Origin of the sequence: Subtercola sp. YIM 133946 (genome assembly GCF_036553535.1) — a bacterium.
GTDB lineage: Bacteria > Actinomycetota > Actinomycetes > Actinomycetales > Microbacteriaceae > Subtercola.
This window is the reverse complement of the sequence record NZ_JAZHPE010000041.1, coordinates 23,884-37,942: the sequence shown is the minus strand read 5'-3', so window position 1 is coordinate 37,942 and position 14,059 is coordinate 23,884. Positions and strand designations below refer to the sequence as shown.

At 70.0% G+C, this 14,059-nt stretch carries 12 protein-coding genes; 9 read left to right on the top strand and 3 right to left on the bottom strand.

The window, feature by feature from the left end; all coding sequences use genetic code 11:
* Window positions 1-102 precede the first annotated feature (102 nt).
* A complete protein-coding gene (locus V3W46_RS13810) occupies window positions 103-1,284 on the bottom strand; it encodes an ROK family transcriptional regulator (protein WP_331783705.1) in 1,182 nt (393 codons plus the stop codon).
* A gap of 88 nt (window positions 1,285-1,372) precedes the next feature.
* Between V3W46_RS13810 and V3W46_RS13805 the strand changes: the two genes are divergently transcribed.
* Together V3W46_RS13805 and V3W46_RS13800 are read left to right on the top strand one after the other, a co-directional pair.
* Window positions 1,373-1,804, top strand: coding sequence for a hypothetical protein (locus V3W46_RS13805; RefSeq protein WP_331783704.1), 432 nt, complete (start codon window positions 1,373-1,375; stop codon window positions 1,802-1,804).
* A 5-nt stretch (window positions 1,805-1,809) separates the two neighbouring features.
* The gene (locus tag V3W46_RS13800) at window positions 1,810-2,715 is read left to right on the top strand and encodes an alpha/beta fold hydrolase (protein WP_331783703.1); all 906 of its coding nucleotides are present in this window, start codon (window positions 1,810-1,812) and stop codon (window positions 2,713-2,715) included.
* Here V3W46_RS13800 and V3W46_RS13795 read toward each other — a convergent pair.
* Both V3W46_RS13795 and V3W46_RS13790 read right to left on the bottom strand, forming a co-directional pair.
* Window positions 2,621-3,742 carry a glycoside hydrolase family 76 protein gene (locus V3W46_RS13795; protein ID WP_331783702.1) on the bottom strand — a complete coding sequence of 374 codons (1,122 nt, stop codon included), beginning with the start codon at window positions 3,740-3,742 and terminating at the stop codon, window positions 2,621-2,623. The two genes, V3W46_RS13800 and V3W46_RS13795, sit on opposite strands and share 95 nt — an antisense overlap.
* Window positions 3,739-6,366, bottom strand: coding sequence for a hypothetical protein (locus V3W46_RS13790; protein WP_331783701.1), 2,628 nt, complete (start codon window positions 6,364-6,366; stop codon window positions 3,739-3,741). The genes V3W46_RS13795 and V3W46_RS13790 overlap by 4 nt, the downstream gene beginning before the upstream one ends.
* A gap of 178 nt (window positions 6,367-6,544) precedes the next feature.
* Between V3W46_RS13790 and V3W46_RS13785 the strand changes: the two genes are divergently transcribed.
* The 7 genes from V3W46_RS13785 (at window position 6,545) to V3W46_RS13755 (ending at window position 14,020) form a co-directional block, all read left to right on the top strand.
* Entirely contained in the window at window positions 6,545-7,141 is a 597-nt protein-coding gene (locus tag V3W46_RS13785; RefSeq protein WP_331783700.1) for a TetR/AcrR family transcriptional regulator, read from the top strand.
* Window positions 7,138-8,424, top strand: coding sequence for an MFS transporter (locus V3W46_RS13780; RefSeq protein WP_331783699.1), 1,287 nt, complete (start codon window positions 7,138-7,140; stop codon window positions 8,422-8,424). Before V3W46_RS13785 ends, V3W46_RS13780 begins: the two co-directional genes overlap by 4 nt.
* Window positions 8,424-9,686, top strand: a complete 1,263-nt coding sequence (locus tag V3W46_RS13775; RefSeq protein ID WP_331783698.1) for an alanine racemase — start codon at window positions 8,424-8,426, stop codon at window positions 9,684-9,686. The genes V3W46_RS13780 and V3W46_RS13775 overlap by 1 nt, the downstream gene beginning before the upstream one ends.
* A complete protein-coding gene (locus V3W46_RS13770) occupies window positions 9,683-10,996 on the top strand; it encodes a D-arabinono-1,4-lactone oxidase (protein WP_331783697.1) in 1,314 nt (437 codons plus the stop codon). Before V3W46_RS13775 ends, V3W46_RS13770 begins: the two co-directional genes overlap by 4 nt.
* A gap of 31 nt (window positions 10,997-11,027) precedes the next feature.
* Window positions 11,028-12,467, top strand: a complete 1,440-nt coding sequence (locus V3W46_RS13765) for a glycoside hydrolase family 1 protein (protein ID WP_331783696.1) — start codon at window positions 11,028-11,030, stop codon at window positions 12,465-12,467.
* A 64-nt stretch (window positions 12,468-12,531) separates the two neighbouring features.
* Window positions 12,532-13,098 (top strand): LemA family protein, encoded by a 567-nt coding sequence (locus tag V3W46_RS13760; RefSeq protein ID WP_331783695.1) that lies wholly within the window; start codon window positions 12,532-12,534, stop codon window positions 13,096-13,098.
* A gap of 49 nt (window positions 13,099-13,147) precedes the next feature.
* Window positions 13,148-14,020 carry a M48 family metalloprotease gene (locus V3W46_RS13755; RefSeq protein ID WP_331783694.1) on the top strand — a complete coding sequence of 291 codons (873 nt, stop codon included), beginning with the start codon at window positions 13,148-13,150 and terminating at the stop codon, window positions 14,018-14,020.
* Window positions 14,021-14,059 lie beyond the last annotated feature (39 nt).

The following is a 14,059-nucleotide window of genomic DNA, read 5'->3' as shown; positions in this document are numbered from 1 at the left end:
TGAGAAACCTCCGTAATCGTGCCGCCCTCTTTGGCGGCTGGAGTGAGCTTGGCACCTTTCGATGTTGTCGTCAAGTCTTGAAGTCAAGGAATAGATAACAACTCAATCACTTCTGTCTTCGGGCAGGATGTTGACGCTATCGACCGCGTAGACGGCCGCCCCGAGCGTTGCCGCGCGGGCCCCCAGCTGGCCCTGCACGATTTCGGGCATCAGATCGGGGCCGACGATGATCGAGCGCTCGACCGCGTGACGCAGCGGACCGAGCAGCAGCTCGCCTGCCCGCGACAGCTCGCCGCCGACCACGATGCGTTCCGGGTCGAGCAGGTTGCACAGGTTCGCGGCGGCCACCCCGATGTGCCGGCCCGCGTCGGCGAGGGCGCGCATCGACGTCGGTTCGCCCGACATGGCGCGCAGCACCACGTCGTTGAGCTTGATGGTGCCGAGCTGCTCGCGCAGGTCATCCAGCAGCGCCGGGCCGCCCGCGATGGCCTCGAGGCAGCCGCGGTTGCCGCAGCGGCACAGGGGCCCGTTCTCGAGGATGGTCGTGTGCCCGAACTCGCCGGCGACGCCGTTGTGGCCGCGGAAGATGGCGCCGTTGAGAATCAGCCCGGCCCCGATGCCGTCGCCGATGTCGAGGGTCACCGAGTTGCTCTTGCCGCGGGCGGCACCGAGTCGGAACTCGGCGAGGGCCGACAGGTTCGCGGCGTTGTCGACGAAGACGGGCCGCTTCAGCCGGCGCTGCATCACCTCGGCGACGGCCACCCCGTCCCATCCGCGCATGATGCCGTTGCGCGCGGTGGTGCCGGTCTCGCGGTCGAGCGGCGCAGGCACCGCGATGCCCACCGCGAGAACGTCGGGCATGCTGGCGTCGACTGAGTCGAGCATGTCGGCCAGCAGCAGGGTGGTCTTGTCAAGCTCATTGTCGGCGCGGTGGTCTTTGGCCAAGGGCATGTGGTGCTCGGCCACCACCGTGTGGGCCGCGTCGGCCAGCGCGATGCGCATGTGCCGGGTCGAGAAGTGCACTCCCACGAACAGGCCGAGGGTGTGCGCGAGCGTGACGTGCTGCGCCCGCCGGCCGCTGCGGGTGATGGTCGCGGTGTGCAGCAGCCCGGTGCCGACACCCTCTTTGACGATGTTCGAGACAGTGGCGGGAGACAGGCCCGTGGCCCCGGCGAGTTCGACCTGCGTGAGGCCGCCGTGCTTCTTGATCGCATCGACGATTCGTGCCCGGTTGGCTTCACGAAGTGAAGTCTGAGAGCCGGGAGTGCGTCGTTGGTCTTCCACCAGAACAACATACAGCCCGTGTCAATGGGTCAGATTCGAGCAAAAGTTACCAGATTGTCACTCAGGCGCCGCAGACGATAATGAAGCCATGATCTCTCCCCAGCTCGCCCGCGCCCTCCGGCTCGCCGGATTGCGGTGGCACCCGACGGCGGGCGACATGTTCCTGATCGACCGCTCCGGCTTCGAAGGCGACGTCTTCTCGCTCAGCGACATGACCATCGAGGCGCACGAATTCGAGACCGGAACCGTGCTCGGTTTCAACGGCACGACCGAGTGGGCACTCGACTCTGTCGCCCTCGATGACGCGCTCTGGCTGCCGGCCGAACACCAGCTGCGGGCCCTGCTCGGGCAGACCTTCGTGTCGCTGCGGCGCACCGGCGACGAGTACGAGGTCGAGACCGTTCTGGCTGGTGAGAGCTCGGTCTTCAGGGCGGTCGACCCGGCCGACGCCTACGCCGGTGCGCTGCTGGTGCTCATCGGCGCATCGAGCGACGACCTCGACGTGCCCAGCGGGCTGTAACCCCCGTGAACCGCGCCCAGAAGGCCTGGTTCTGGATGCTCGACTACGCCTACACCGTCTCTGACGAGCTGCTCGCGCTGGTGTCGCGCCCCGACCCCGGTCGGTACCTCGAGGTGTCGGACGGGCATCCGGCGGACGGGCATACGGCTGCCGGGCATCCGTCGACCGGGCGTCCGGTGCTGCTGCTGCCGGGCGTGTTCGAGACGTGGCGGGTGCTGCGGCACGTCGGCGACGAGCTGCACCGGCTCGGGCATCCGGTGCATGTCGTACCAGACCTCGGCCGCACCACGGGCAGCATCGACTCGGTCGCGCGGGAGGTCGACGCCTACCTCGACCGTCACGACCTGCGTCAGGTGATCGTGGTGGCGCACAGCAAGGGCGGGCTGGTCGCGAAGTACCTCATGCTGCGCCTCGACCGCTCGAACCGCGTCGACGGGCTCGTCGCGATCAACGCTCCGTTCTCGGGGTCGCAGTGGGGCCGGTACCTGCCGGTGCAGAGCGTGCGCGCCCTCGGGCCCGACGACCTCACGGTTCGCTTCGTCGGTTCGCCGGCCGAGGTCGACGCCCGCATCGTCTCGGTGTACTCGAGCTTCGACCAGAACGTGCGGGCGGGTTCGCGGCTGGCCGGTGCGCGCAACGTGCGGGTCTCGGTGGCGGGGCACTCGCGCATCCTCGGATCGGCGAAGCTGCTGGCGGTGCTGCCCGAGGCGATCAGCTGGGTGCCGGCCCGGGGGTGGGAGGTGCCCTGGTGGCCGGAGCTGCCTGGTGATTCGCCGGCACCTGGGCAGAGTTCCGCGCCTCGAAGCGAGCCCGCGTCTAGAAGCGAGCCCGCGCCTCGAATCGAGCCCGCGCCTCGAACCGAGCCCGCGCCTCGAACCGAGCCCGCGCCTCGAGGGCCAGCACCGCGCTGAGCTCGGTCGAGAGGGCCGTCGGCCCCGACGCGAACGTGCGCCAGTCATCGGCGGCGAGCCCGCTCGGCGCGAAGGTCGACCACAGGTCGTCGGTGCTGCTGACGAAGAACCCCTCGAGGTGGGCCCGCTGGCCCAGCAGGCTCGGCGTCGCTCGCGCGGCCGCCGACCCGAGCAGCGCCTGCAGGTGCTGGTAGAAGATGCCTTTGAACAGCCCGACGTCGCCGCCGCCACGCTGGGAGTGGTCGACATTCTCGCTGGCGAACACACCTGTCGGCGCCAGCCTGTCGATCGTGGCCGTCGCCGTGCGCACGGCGTCGTCGAGGTGCCGGGCGTCGCCGGTGCGGTCGAACGCGCCGAGTTTCGCGCCCACGTAAAGGCCCTGGTTGTAGCTGAACAGCCAGTCGTCGTCGCGGCCGCCGTCGCCGGTGCGGTTGATGCCGTCGACGATCAGCCCCGTGGCCGGGTCGAGCAGGCGCTCGTCGAGAAAGGCCAGCGACGAGCGGGCGAAGGCGAGGTGCGCGGGCGAACCGGTGCGCTCGAACAAGCGGGCGCTGACGAGCGCGAAACAGCCGTTCGTGGGAGCATTCTTGTAGCTCGGCTGGCTCGTGCGCCAGGCGATCGACGCCCCGAGTTCGGTGCTGAAGCCGTGTTCGACAATGTGGCTGAACAGCGCCTCGGCGTCGCGGAGATATCGTCGTTCGCCACTGGCGTCGAACAGGCGCAGGGCGGCCAGCGCCAGCCAGCCCATGTCGTCGAAGTAGTCATTGAACAGCGAGCCGCGGTTGCGCCGACGGATGCCCGCGTAGGTCTGTTCGGCGAGTGAGCGCCACTGCGGCCATCCGCTGCGCTCGAACGCGTCGACCCGCGCTTCGACCGCGTGCGCCAGCCACCAGTAGTCGAAGGCGGCGAGGGTGCGCAGGCGCAGCGGCGAGCTCGACCGCAGGCTGCCGGGGCGTAGGCCGCCGAAGTGCCGGGTGAGGCTGCGCTGCGCGAAGTCGGCGCGGTCGCCCGCGGTCGCCGCGTTCACTCGGTGAGCGCCGGGGCGATGAATTTCGTCCAGGCCCAGACCGAGACGCTCACCGCTGCGAAGGCGACAGCCACGAGCAGCGCCTCCGCGAGCTCGATGCCTCGACCGGCGTGCTCGAACGACGGCGCCACGACCGCCGCAAGAACGGTGAACGAGACGAGTGCCAGAGCGAACCACACCAGCCTGGAGCGTTCGAAAACTGCCCTACCCGCTAGCCCGCCGAACGGCAGCACGATGACCGCTGCCGCGCCGAACGAGCCCAGCACGAACGTGGTGAGCGTCTCGTTCGCGAACGTGGCGAAGCCGTTCGACGAGACGGTGGTGGCCGCATCGAGCGGGGTGGCTCCGAACAGCCCCGCCAGGGCCAGCCACGCGATGGCCCCCGCGGCGAGCAGCGCGAGCGGCTGAGCGAGGGCGAGCCGGCTCCGCTCGGCGCGCGATACGGTGCCGACGCCGGTGAGGCCGAGCACAAGACCGAACAGCAGGGCGGGTTGCAGGTCGAACAGGCGCGAGACGAGGGCAAGGGCGGCGGCGATGAGCAGGTAGCGGGGTGCGAAGACGAGAGCGGTGGTCAGACCCAGCCAGCGCCGGGCGATGAGGCTCGGCACCAGCACCCCGACCACATTCACCGCCGCGAAGGCGAGGCTGAGGGCGCCGAACAGTCGCAGGTAGGCGGGTTGGCTGGCGATGGGGCCCGAGAGCATGCCGATCCCGGCCGCCACGAGCACCGCGGCCGCGGCGACCAAGAGCGGATGCACACGCAGCTCCGGCGCCGACTCGAACTCATTGCGCGCGCGGTTGCGCCCGAGCAGCGAAGCCCGGGCGCCGCCCGTGGCCGCCGCGTTCCCCTGCGTGGTGTGCCGGGTGCCGCCTGACCTGGCGGGCGAGGTGGCGCCCGCGGTGGCGGCGAGGATCGGCCCGGCGGTGGCGGCGAGGGTCGGCCCCGCGGTGGCGGCGAGGATCGGCCCCGCGGTGGCGGCCGACATGGCCGAGGTGGCGGCCGAACCGGTGACCGGGTCGTCACGGCGTGCCGGTTCGGTGGGGGCGCGGCGGGTCGAGGCGGCTGGGTGTGCCCGCCCGCGTACCGAGGCGCGGCGGGCGTAGACCGCCGCGAGCAGGCGGCCCGGAGCCGCGATCAGGAGCATCGCTGCCAGCGCGACCGCCAGGGCCAGCAGCCAGGTCGCGGCGGGCGATCCGCCCCACACGGGCTGCAGAGCCGAGGTGAAACGGGTGGCCTCGGCCCACGTGTTCGCGGCCGCGGGCGCCCCGGCCTGGGCGCCGCCGTCTCCCGGCGCGCTGCCCGATCCGTTCGGGGAGCCCGCGTCGCCGGGCACGCCCGAACCTGCACCACCGCCCGAACCTGCGCCGCCCGAACCGCTGCCAGCCGAGCCACCACCGGCCGAGCCACCGCCGCCGCCGGCCGATCCGCCCGCGCCGCCGGCCGCCCCCGTGCCGCCTGCACCCGAACCGGCCCCCGACGAGCCGCCTGCAGCCCCACCGGTCGACGGTGTCGCCGCGCCCGTCTCGCCGCCCGCACCGGCCGGCGGTGCTGGCGTGCCGGTGGCCGCCGAGAAGACCACAGGGAACGACGCGCTCTCGTCGCTCACATTGCCGGCGGCATCCTGCTGGATTGCTGAGAGCTGCGCGCGGCCCGCCGCCACGGTGCCGGCGGCGCACGTCCACCGGCTGTTCTGCACGGTCGCCGTGCAGGCCGCGTACGAGCCGGCGAACACCGTCACCAGGGCGCCGCTCTCGCCGGTTCCGGTGATGGCGGCACCGGCGACGGCCACGGTCGACCCTGCGGCGGGCGAGCGGATGACCGGCGGCACGGGCGGGTCGGAGTCGATCACCAGCGAGAGCGTTGGGCTCTGCGGGCTGACACCGTTGCTCCAGCCGGTGGCCTGTGTCGCCGTCACCGCGATGGTGCCGCTCGGAATGTCTGCCCCGAGGTTGCACCCCCAGCCACCCTGGCCGTCGGCGACCGCCAGGCATGAGTAACTGCCGCCCGAGGCGGTGACGGTGGCGCCGGGGTAGGCCGTGCCACGAACCGTTCCGTAGCCGGTGGCGAGTCCGTTCGCCGAACCCGACGACAGGGTGGGTGCGGTGAGCACGTCGACCGTCACCGATGCGCTCTGGCTGGGCTGACCGCCGACCAGCTGCACGACGGTGAGCACGACGTTCGGGCCGCTGACGACAGCCGAGCTCGAGCAGCTGAACGAGCCGTCGCTGCCGGCGGTGACGGTGCAGAGCGGGTCAGACAGGGTGCTTGACGAGACCTGGATGCCGCTGCCCGGCTCGGCAGAGCCGCTCACCGTCACCGTGTCGCCGAGCAGCTCGCCCGCCGATGGTTCGGAGATCGACGGCGCCGCGGCGGGCGTGGTGGTCGGCGGGGTGGTCGACACCGGGGGAGCAGGAGCGGGGTCGGCCGGAAGCGACGGAGTCGCGGTCGGGCTGGGCGTGGCGGTGGGGTCTGCGTGGGCGGACTGCGCCGGAGAGACGAGCAGCACCACCGCGAGCGGCAGTGCCAGGGCGAGCGCGGCGACCGCGAGCATCCGGAATCGCGAAACTCTGACCGCCGAACTCGCCGGCGTGTCGCGGGTGGCGCTCGGCTTCACAACAAACACGTTCTTCCATTTAGCAAGCAAAAGTGAGTGATGTCAAAGCACCATGCGGTTGTATGCACACAGGCGTAACACACATTTTCGTAGACAAATGTCGGCGCCCGGGTCATAATCGCTCAACTGGGTCAATTGACCCACTTCGACTCACCGCCCGCCTGAACTCTCGACGAAGGAGAGACCCGTGACCCGACTGCCCGTCGCCGAGCGTCGCGAGCTGCTGCTCGACGCCGCGCTGCGGGTCGTGGCCGAGCAGGGCATCTCGGGGGCGACCACGCGCGCCATCGTGGCCGAGGCGGGGGTGTCGCTCGCGAGCTTCCACTACGCATTCAGCAGCCGCGACGAGCTCATCGCCGAACTCGTCAACTCTGTCGTCGCGAGCGAACAGACCGCGCTCGAACGACTGCAGCTGCGCGGCGCCTCGATGCGCGACACCGTGCGCGAGGGTCTGCTGCACTACTTCGACGTTCTGCAGAAGAACCCTCTCAGAGAGAAGGCCATGTTCGAACTCACCCAATACGCGATGCGGTCGCCCGAACTGCAACCGCTGGCCCGTGTTCAGTACGAGCGCTACTACGCCCTCGCCGAGCAGGCGCTCGAGGTGGCCGCCGAGTCGACCGGACTGCGCTGGAGCCGCCCGGTCGACGAGATCGCCACCATTCTGGTGGTGCTGACCGACGGGCTGACGATCGGCTGGCTGGTGAACCGCGACGACGACGCCGCGCTGGCGATCATCGACTTCGCGGCCGACTCGCTCGGTGCCCTGGCGGTGGCGGCGTGAGCGGCCCCGGCGCCGGCCGCGGCCTCGGCGCCGTCGGCCTGGTCGGCGTGTTCACCGAACCCACCCGCCGCGTCGGCGGGGGATGGGTCGCCCTGTTCGCAGCGGCCTGGTTCGGCATCTGGATGGCGCAGCTCACCCCGGTACAGCTGCTTCTGCCCCTGCAGGTCGAGAACCGCGTCGACACGGGCAACTGGATCGACAGCGTGGTGGCGTTCGGCGTCATCTCGGGCGTCGCCGGTGTGGCCGCCCTCGTCACGTTTCCGCTGACGGGCGCCATGTCAGACCGCACTACGTCGCGGTTCGGCCGCCGCCGGCCGTGGATCGCCGCGGGCACCCTGGTCTTCGCCGCGTCGCTCGTGCTGCTGGGGCTGCAGACGTCGCTGGTGGGCGTGGGCATCTTCTGGACCCTGGCCATCATCGGCTTCTGCATCCTCACCGCGTCGCTGACCGCCACCATCTCCGACCAGGTGCCGGTCGGTCAGCGCGGGTACGTCTCGGGCTGGCTCTCGGCGCCGCAGGCGGTGGGCATCATCGTCGGCCTGGTGCTGGTCACCACGCTCTTCACCGGCCTGTTCGTCGGCTACCTCGCGGTGGCGATTCTGCTCGTGGTTCTGGTCGCCCCGTTCTGCATCTGGATGCCCGACGCCGTTCTGCCGCGCGCCGACCGTGCCCGCGTCACGGCAAGGGCCTTCGTCGACGGCTTCTGGATCAGCCCCCGCCAGTACCCCGACTTCGGCTTCACGCTGCTCAGCAGAGTGCTTGTCAACATCGGCAACGCGCTCGGCACCGCTCTGCTGCTCTATTTTCTGATGTTCGGTCTCAACGACCCCGACGCGCAAGACGACCTGATCGTGCTGGTGCTCATCTACATGGTGTTCGTCATCATCGCCTCCCTCGGCGCGGGCGCCCTGTCTGACCGGCTCGGCCGCCGCCGCATCTTCGTGTTCGTCTCGTCGGCGCTGCAGGCGGTGGCCGCCCTGCTGCTGGCCTTCGTGCCGGCCCTGCCTGTGGCCATGGTGGCGGGCGCACTGCTCGGCCTGGGGTACGGCTGCTTCCTCTCGGTCGACCAGGCCCTCGCGACCCAGGTGCTGCCCGACCCGGCGACCCGTGGCAAAGACCTCGGCATCATGAACATCGCCACCGCCGTGCCGCAGGCCATCGCTCCGCTCCTGGGCGCCGGCGTCGTGGCCCTGTTCAGCGGCTTCGAGGCGCTGTTCATTCTGTCGGCCCTGTTCGCCGCCGCGGGTGCGCTCGCGGTGGCCCGAGTGAGATCGGTGCGTTGATGCCCACCCCGAAACCGAAGACCGCGCCCGCTCCGTTCGTGCTCGAACGCAGCTCGGCCGAGCCGTGGCTGAACCCGGCACAGTACTGGGGCGATCTCACCCGGGCCACCGCCGCGGTCGACACGCCGCTGGCCGCGCTCAGCCTGCAGGCCCTCGCCCACAACGCCTTCTCGATGCTCGACCGCGCCAACGGCAAGCCCATCCGCGTGGCCAGCAAGTCGGTGCGGGTGCGTGCGGTTCTGGATGCCGTGCTCGCCCTGCCCGGATACGCCGGGGTGCTCGGCTACACGCTTCCCGAGGCGCTTTGGCTCGCCGAGACGATCGACGACGTGGTGGTGGGGTATCCGTCTGCCGATCGCGCGGCGATCGCCCGCCTGGCGGCCGACGAGAAGCTCGCGTCGCGCGTGACGCTGATGATCGATTCGGTCGAGCAGCTCGACCTGATCGACTCGGTCGTGGCGCCCGGCGCCCGGGCGGTCATCCGAGTCTGCCTCGAACTCGACACGTCGTACGTCACCCGTGCGCTCGGGCACATCGGCGTGTGGCGTTCGCCCGTCTTCACCGTCGACCAGGCGCGAGTGCTGGCGCAGGTCGTCGCGTCGCGGCCCGGCTTCACCCTGGTGGGCCTGATGGGCTACGAGGCTCAGATCGCCGGCGTCGGCAACCGGCCGAGGGGCAACCCGGCGCGCGCCCGGGTGCTCGACTGGATGCAGCACCAGTCGATCGCCGAACTCGCCGACCGACGGGGTGCCGTCGTGCAGGCGGTTCGCGACGTGGCCGACCTCGAGTTCGTCAACGGCGGCGGAACGGGTTCGCTCGAGAGCACCTCGGCCGACTCGTCGGTCACCGAGATCGCGGCCGGCAGCGGCCTGTTCGGCGGGCACCTGTTCGACACCTACTCGCGCTTCCGGCCCGCGCCCGCCGCCGCGTTCGCCCTCTCGGTGGTGCGCAAGCCCACCCCGGCGATGGCGACGCTGCTCGGCGGCGGCTGGGTCGCGTCGGGGCCCGCGCAGGCCGATCGACTGCCCGAGATCGTGTGGCCGCAGGGCCTCACGATGCAGGCGCGCGAGATGGCGGGCGAGGTGCAGACTCCGCTCTCCGGGGCGGCGGCGGCCGCGCTGCACCCCGGCGACCGGGTGTGGCTGCGGCACACGAAGTCGGGCGAGCTCTCTGAACACGTGAACGAGCTGCACCTCGTCGACAATGACGCGGTCGCGGCGGTGCTGCCGACCTACCGCGGCGAGGGAAAGGCGTTTCTGTGACGGTCACCGGCGGCGTCTGGCGCAACTGGGGGCGCACCGAGGCCGTCAAGCCGGTGCGTGTCGAGCAGCCGGCGAGCATCGCTGCTGTTCAGCGCGCCGTCGTCGGGGCCGAGAAGGCCGGACTGCGCATCAAGGCAGTCGGCGCGGGGCACAGTTTCAGCGGCATCGCGGTGGCGGAGGGAGTGCACCTCGACCTGTATGCCCTGAGAGGCATACGATCTGTCGACACGGCGCGCCTGCGGGTGACGCTCGGTGGCGGCACGTTCCTGCACGAGCTTCCGGGGCTGCTGAAGCCGTTCGGGCTGGCGATGCAGAACCTCGGCGACATCGACCGGCAGACGATCAGCGGAGCGATCTCCACCGGAACGCACGGCACCGGCCGACGCTTCGGCGGCATCTCCACCCAGGTGGTGGGCGCGCTGCTCGTGGTCGGCGACGGCTCACTGCTGACCGTGAGCGAGACCGAGAACGCCGAGCTGCTGCCCGCCGTCGCTCTCGGCCTCGGGGCGCTGGGCATCCTGGTCGAGGTCACCCTGCAGTGCGTGCCCGCGTTCGTGCTGCACGCGGTCGAGGCCGCCGAGCCGCTCGACGCGGTGCTCGGGGCGGTCGAGGCCCGAGCCGACGCCGTCGACCACTTCGAGTTCTACTGGTTTCCGCACACGAGAACGGCGCTCACGAAGACGAACAGCCGGATGCCCGGGCACACCCCGCGCCGCCCGCTCACGCCGTGGCGCCGGTTCGTCGACGACGACCTCGTGTCGAACCAGCTCTTCAGGGTGACCTGCGCGGCCGGAACGATGGTGCCGTCGATCATTCCGCACATCAACAAGGCGGCCGAGAAGCTCACCGGCACCCGCGAGTTCAGCGACCATTCGGCCCGTGTGTTCGCCACGCGCCGCACGGTGCGGTTCGTCGAGATGGAGTACGCGGTGCCGGCCCGAGACGTGCCCACGGTGCTGCGCGAGATCGACGAGCTGATCGAGAGCCGCGGCTGGCGCATCTCGTTTCCGATCGAGGTGCGCTTCGCCGCGGCCGACGGTCTCTGGCTGTCGACCGCGTCGGGGCGCCAGACGGGATACATTGCAGTGCACCGTTACTACCGAGACGACCCGGCAGAATACTTTCGGGCGGTCGAGGAGATCATGATGGCACACGGCGGCAGGCCGCACTGGGGCAAGATGAACACGCGCGACGCCGAGTCGCTGCGGCCGGTGTACGAGCACTTCGACGAGTTCGTGGCGGTTCGCGACCGGCTCGACCCCGACCGGCGGTTCGCGAACGCCTACCTCGATCGGGTGCTCGGCCGGTGAGCGGCCGCACTGCACCGTTCGGGTGCCACCGATGAGCGCCCGAGACCAGGCCATGACCGAGGCGGAGGCGTTCGCCTCCGTCATCCCGCGCGGCTTCGTGGTGGGCGCCGCCACCGCGGCCTTCCAGGTCGAGGGCGGCGTGCACGACGGCGGCCGCGAGCTCTCGGTGTGGGACGAGTTCAGCCACCAGCCCGGCCGCGTGCTCGGCGGCGCGAACGCCGACGTCGCCGCCGACCACTTCCACCGCGTGCGCGAAGACGTCGCCCTGATGGCCGACCTCGGCATCGACTCCTACCGCTTCTCGTTCGGCTGGCCGCGGCTGCAGCCGGGCGGCACGGGCGGTCTCAACCGAGAGGGCATCGCGTTCTACGACCGCCTGCTCGACGAGCTGCTGGCGGCAGGCATCAGCCCGATGGCCACCCTGTTCCACTGGGACACGCCCGTCGAACTGCGCGGCAGCTGGCTGAACCGCGACACCGCCGGCCGCTTCGGCGACTACGCGTATGCCGTCGGAGAGGTGTTCGGCGACCGCGTCGACCGCTGGGTCACCATCAACGAACCAGCGACAGTGATGCTCAACGGCTATGCCCTGGGCATCCACGCCCCCGGCACGACCCTGCTCTTCGACGCCGTTCCGGCCGGTCATCACCAGTTGCTCGGTCACGGGCTCGCGGTACAGGCGTTGCGCGCGGCGTCGGTGCGCGGCGAGATCGGCGTGACCAATGTGCACTCGCCGGTGTCGGCGGCGACCAGCACCGATGACGACGAGCTCTTCGCCGACGTCTTCGACATCGTGCACAACCGCATGTTCGAAGACGCCGTTCTCCTGGGCAGCTACCCGGTCGTGCCCGAACCCTTCGCCCGGGCTCTGCGCCCGCTGGTCGAGGCCGACCCGAACGATCTGGCGATCATGCACCAGCCGCTCGACTTCTACGGTCTGAACTACTACTTTCCGACGCGCATCGCCGCGGGTGCCGGGTCGACGGCCTCGCCCGATGGCGAGGCGGCCGCCCTCAGTTCGCTGCCGTTCCATCTCGCCGAGTGGCCCGAGTTTCCGCGCACCGGATTCGGCTGGCCGAACGCCCCCGAATTCCTCGGGGTGGCGCTGGCCGAACTCGCCGATCGCTACGGCGACGCGCTGCCGCCGGTGTACATCACCGAGGGCGGGGTGAGCCTGCCCGACGAGCTGGTTCGGGATGTCGACACCGGCGTCACCCGCATCGCCGACTCTGCACGCATCGACTTCCTCGCCCAGCACCTCGCCGCCGCCCTCGACGCCACCGCACCCGGCGCCCCGGCGGCGGCCGTCGATCTTCGCGGCTACTACGTGTGGTCGCTGCTCGACAACTTCGAGTGGGCGGCGGGCTACAGCCAGCGGTTCGGCCTCGTGCACGTGAACTTCGCGACCCTCGACCGCACGCCGAAGGAGTCGTTCGGCTGGCTGCGACGGGTGCTGGAAGCCCGTTCGTAGGCAGTGGCTGGGAGCTTGCCCCAACACTCCTGTGTGAGGGTGTCTCACTCGTTATAGTGGTCGCATGGGCTGGCTAATCGCACTGATCATCGTTGTCGTTCTCGTCGTCATCATCGGCATCTACCTGTGGGCGACGTACAACTCGCTCGTCACTCTGAACGTACGCGTCGACGAGGCGTGGAGCGACATCACGGTGCAGCTGAAGCGACGGGCCGACCTGCTGCCCAACCTCATCGAGACGGTGAAGGGCTATGCGGCGCACGAGAAGGGTGTGTTCGAGGCGGTCACGAAGGCCAGGGCAGAGACTCTCAGCGCCCAGGGCCCCGCCGAGGCATCCGTCGCCGAGAACCACATGCAGACCGCCCTGAAGAGCATCTTCGCCGTGGCCGAGGCCTACCCCCAGCTGCAGGCGTCGCAGAACTTCCTGCAGCTGCAGGCCGAGCTGGTCGACACCGAAGACAAGATCCAGGCCTCGCGCCGGTTCTACAACGGCGGTGTGCGTGAGCTCAACACCAAGATCAAGGTGTTCCCCAACAACATCTTCGCCAAGCGCCTCGGCTTCACCGCGCGCGACTTCTTCGAGGTGGCCGACCTGGCCGCCATCGCAGAACCGCCGCGCGTGCAGTTCTAGTGCCGCCGCTTTCGCGCAGGTTCCAAATTCTCGCTGACCCGAAGCCGGCATGTACAAAGCTATAGCTGCAAACAAGCGCAACACCGTCATCATCCTGGTGCTGTTCGTCATCATCATCGGCGCCCTCGGCTGGTTGGCCGGGTACCTCTACAGGAGCACCAGTCTGACGGTGGTCATCCTGGTGTTCGCCATCGGGTTCGCGATCTTCCAGTACTTCTTCTCTGCTTCGCAGGCCGTGATGCAGAGCGGCGCGATCGAGATTCAGAAGTCAGACAACCCGAGGCTCTGGCGCGTCGTCGAGAACCTCGCCATCACCACGGGGCAGCCGATGCCCAAGGTGTACATCATCAACGATCCGGCGCCGAACGCGTTCGCCACCGGCCGTGACCCGAAGCACTCGGTGGTGGCGGTGACAACGGGGCTGCTCGACATCATGACCGACTCCGAGCTCGAAGGGGTGATGGCCCACGAGATGGGCCACGTGCAGAACTACGACATCCGCGTCTCGCTGATCGTCTACGGGCTGGTGGTCGCGGTCGGCCTCATCGCCGACATGTTCTTTCGCATGGCGTTCTTCGGCCGCAACAACAACGGCAACAACCCCGTGGTGCTCGTGCTGGGACTGGTCGCCGCCGTCATCGCACCGATCATCGCCACCGTCGTGCAGCTCGCCGTGTCGCGGCAGCGCGAATACCTCGCCGATGCGACCAGCGCCATGACCACGCGGCATCCGGATGCCCTGGCCTCCGCCCTGGCCAAACTCGAGGCCTACGGCAAGCCCATGCAGAAGCAGACCACGAGCATGGCGCACATGTGGATCGCCGACCCGCTGCGACCCGGACTCGTGAACCGCCTCTTCGCGACGCACCCCCCGATTCCCGACCGCATCGCGCGGCTGGAGAAGATGGGCGGCAGCTTTTGAGCCTAGGGCTCGCCCTTCGGGCGACGCCGTACGAAGCTC

Coding starts and splice junctions, on each gene's coding strand:
- V3W46_RS13805 (WP_331783704.1), top strand. CDS start 1,373: ATGATCTCTCCCCAGCTCGCCCGCGCCCTCCGGCTCGCCGGATTGCGG.
- V3W46_RS13775 (WP_331783698.1), top strand. CDS start 8,424: ATGCCCACCCCGAAACCGAAGACCGCGCCCGCTCCGTTCGTGCTCGAA.
- V3W46_RS13765 (WP_331783696.1), top strand. CDS start 11,028: ATGAGCGCCCGAGACCAGGCCATGACCGAGGCGGAGGCGTTCGCCTCC.
- V3W46_RS13760 (WP_331783695.1), top strand. CDS start 12,532: ATGGGCTGGCTAATCGCACTGATCATCGTTGTCGTTCTCGTCGTCATC.
- V3W46_RS13755 (WP_331783694.1), top strand. CDS start 13,148: ATGTACAAAGCTATAGCTGCAAACAAGCGCAACACCGTCATCATCCTG.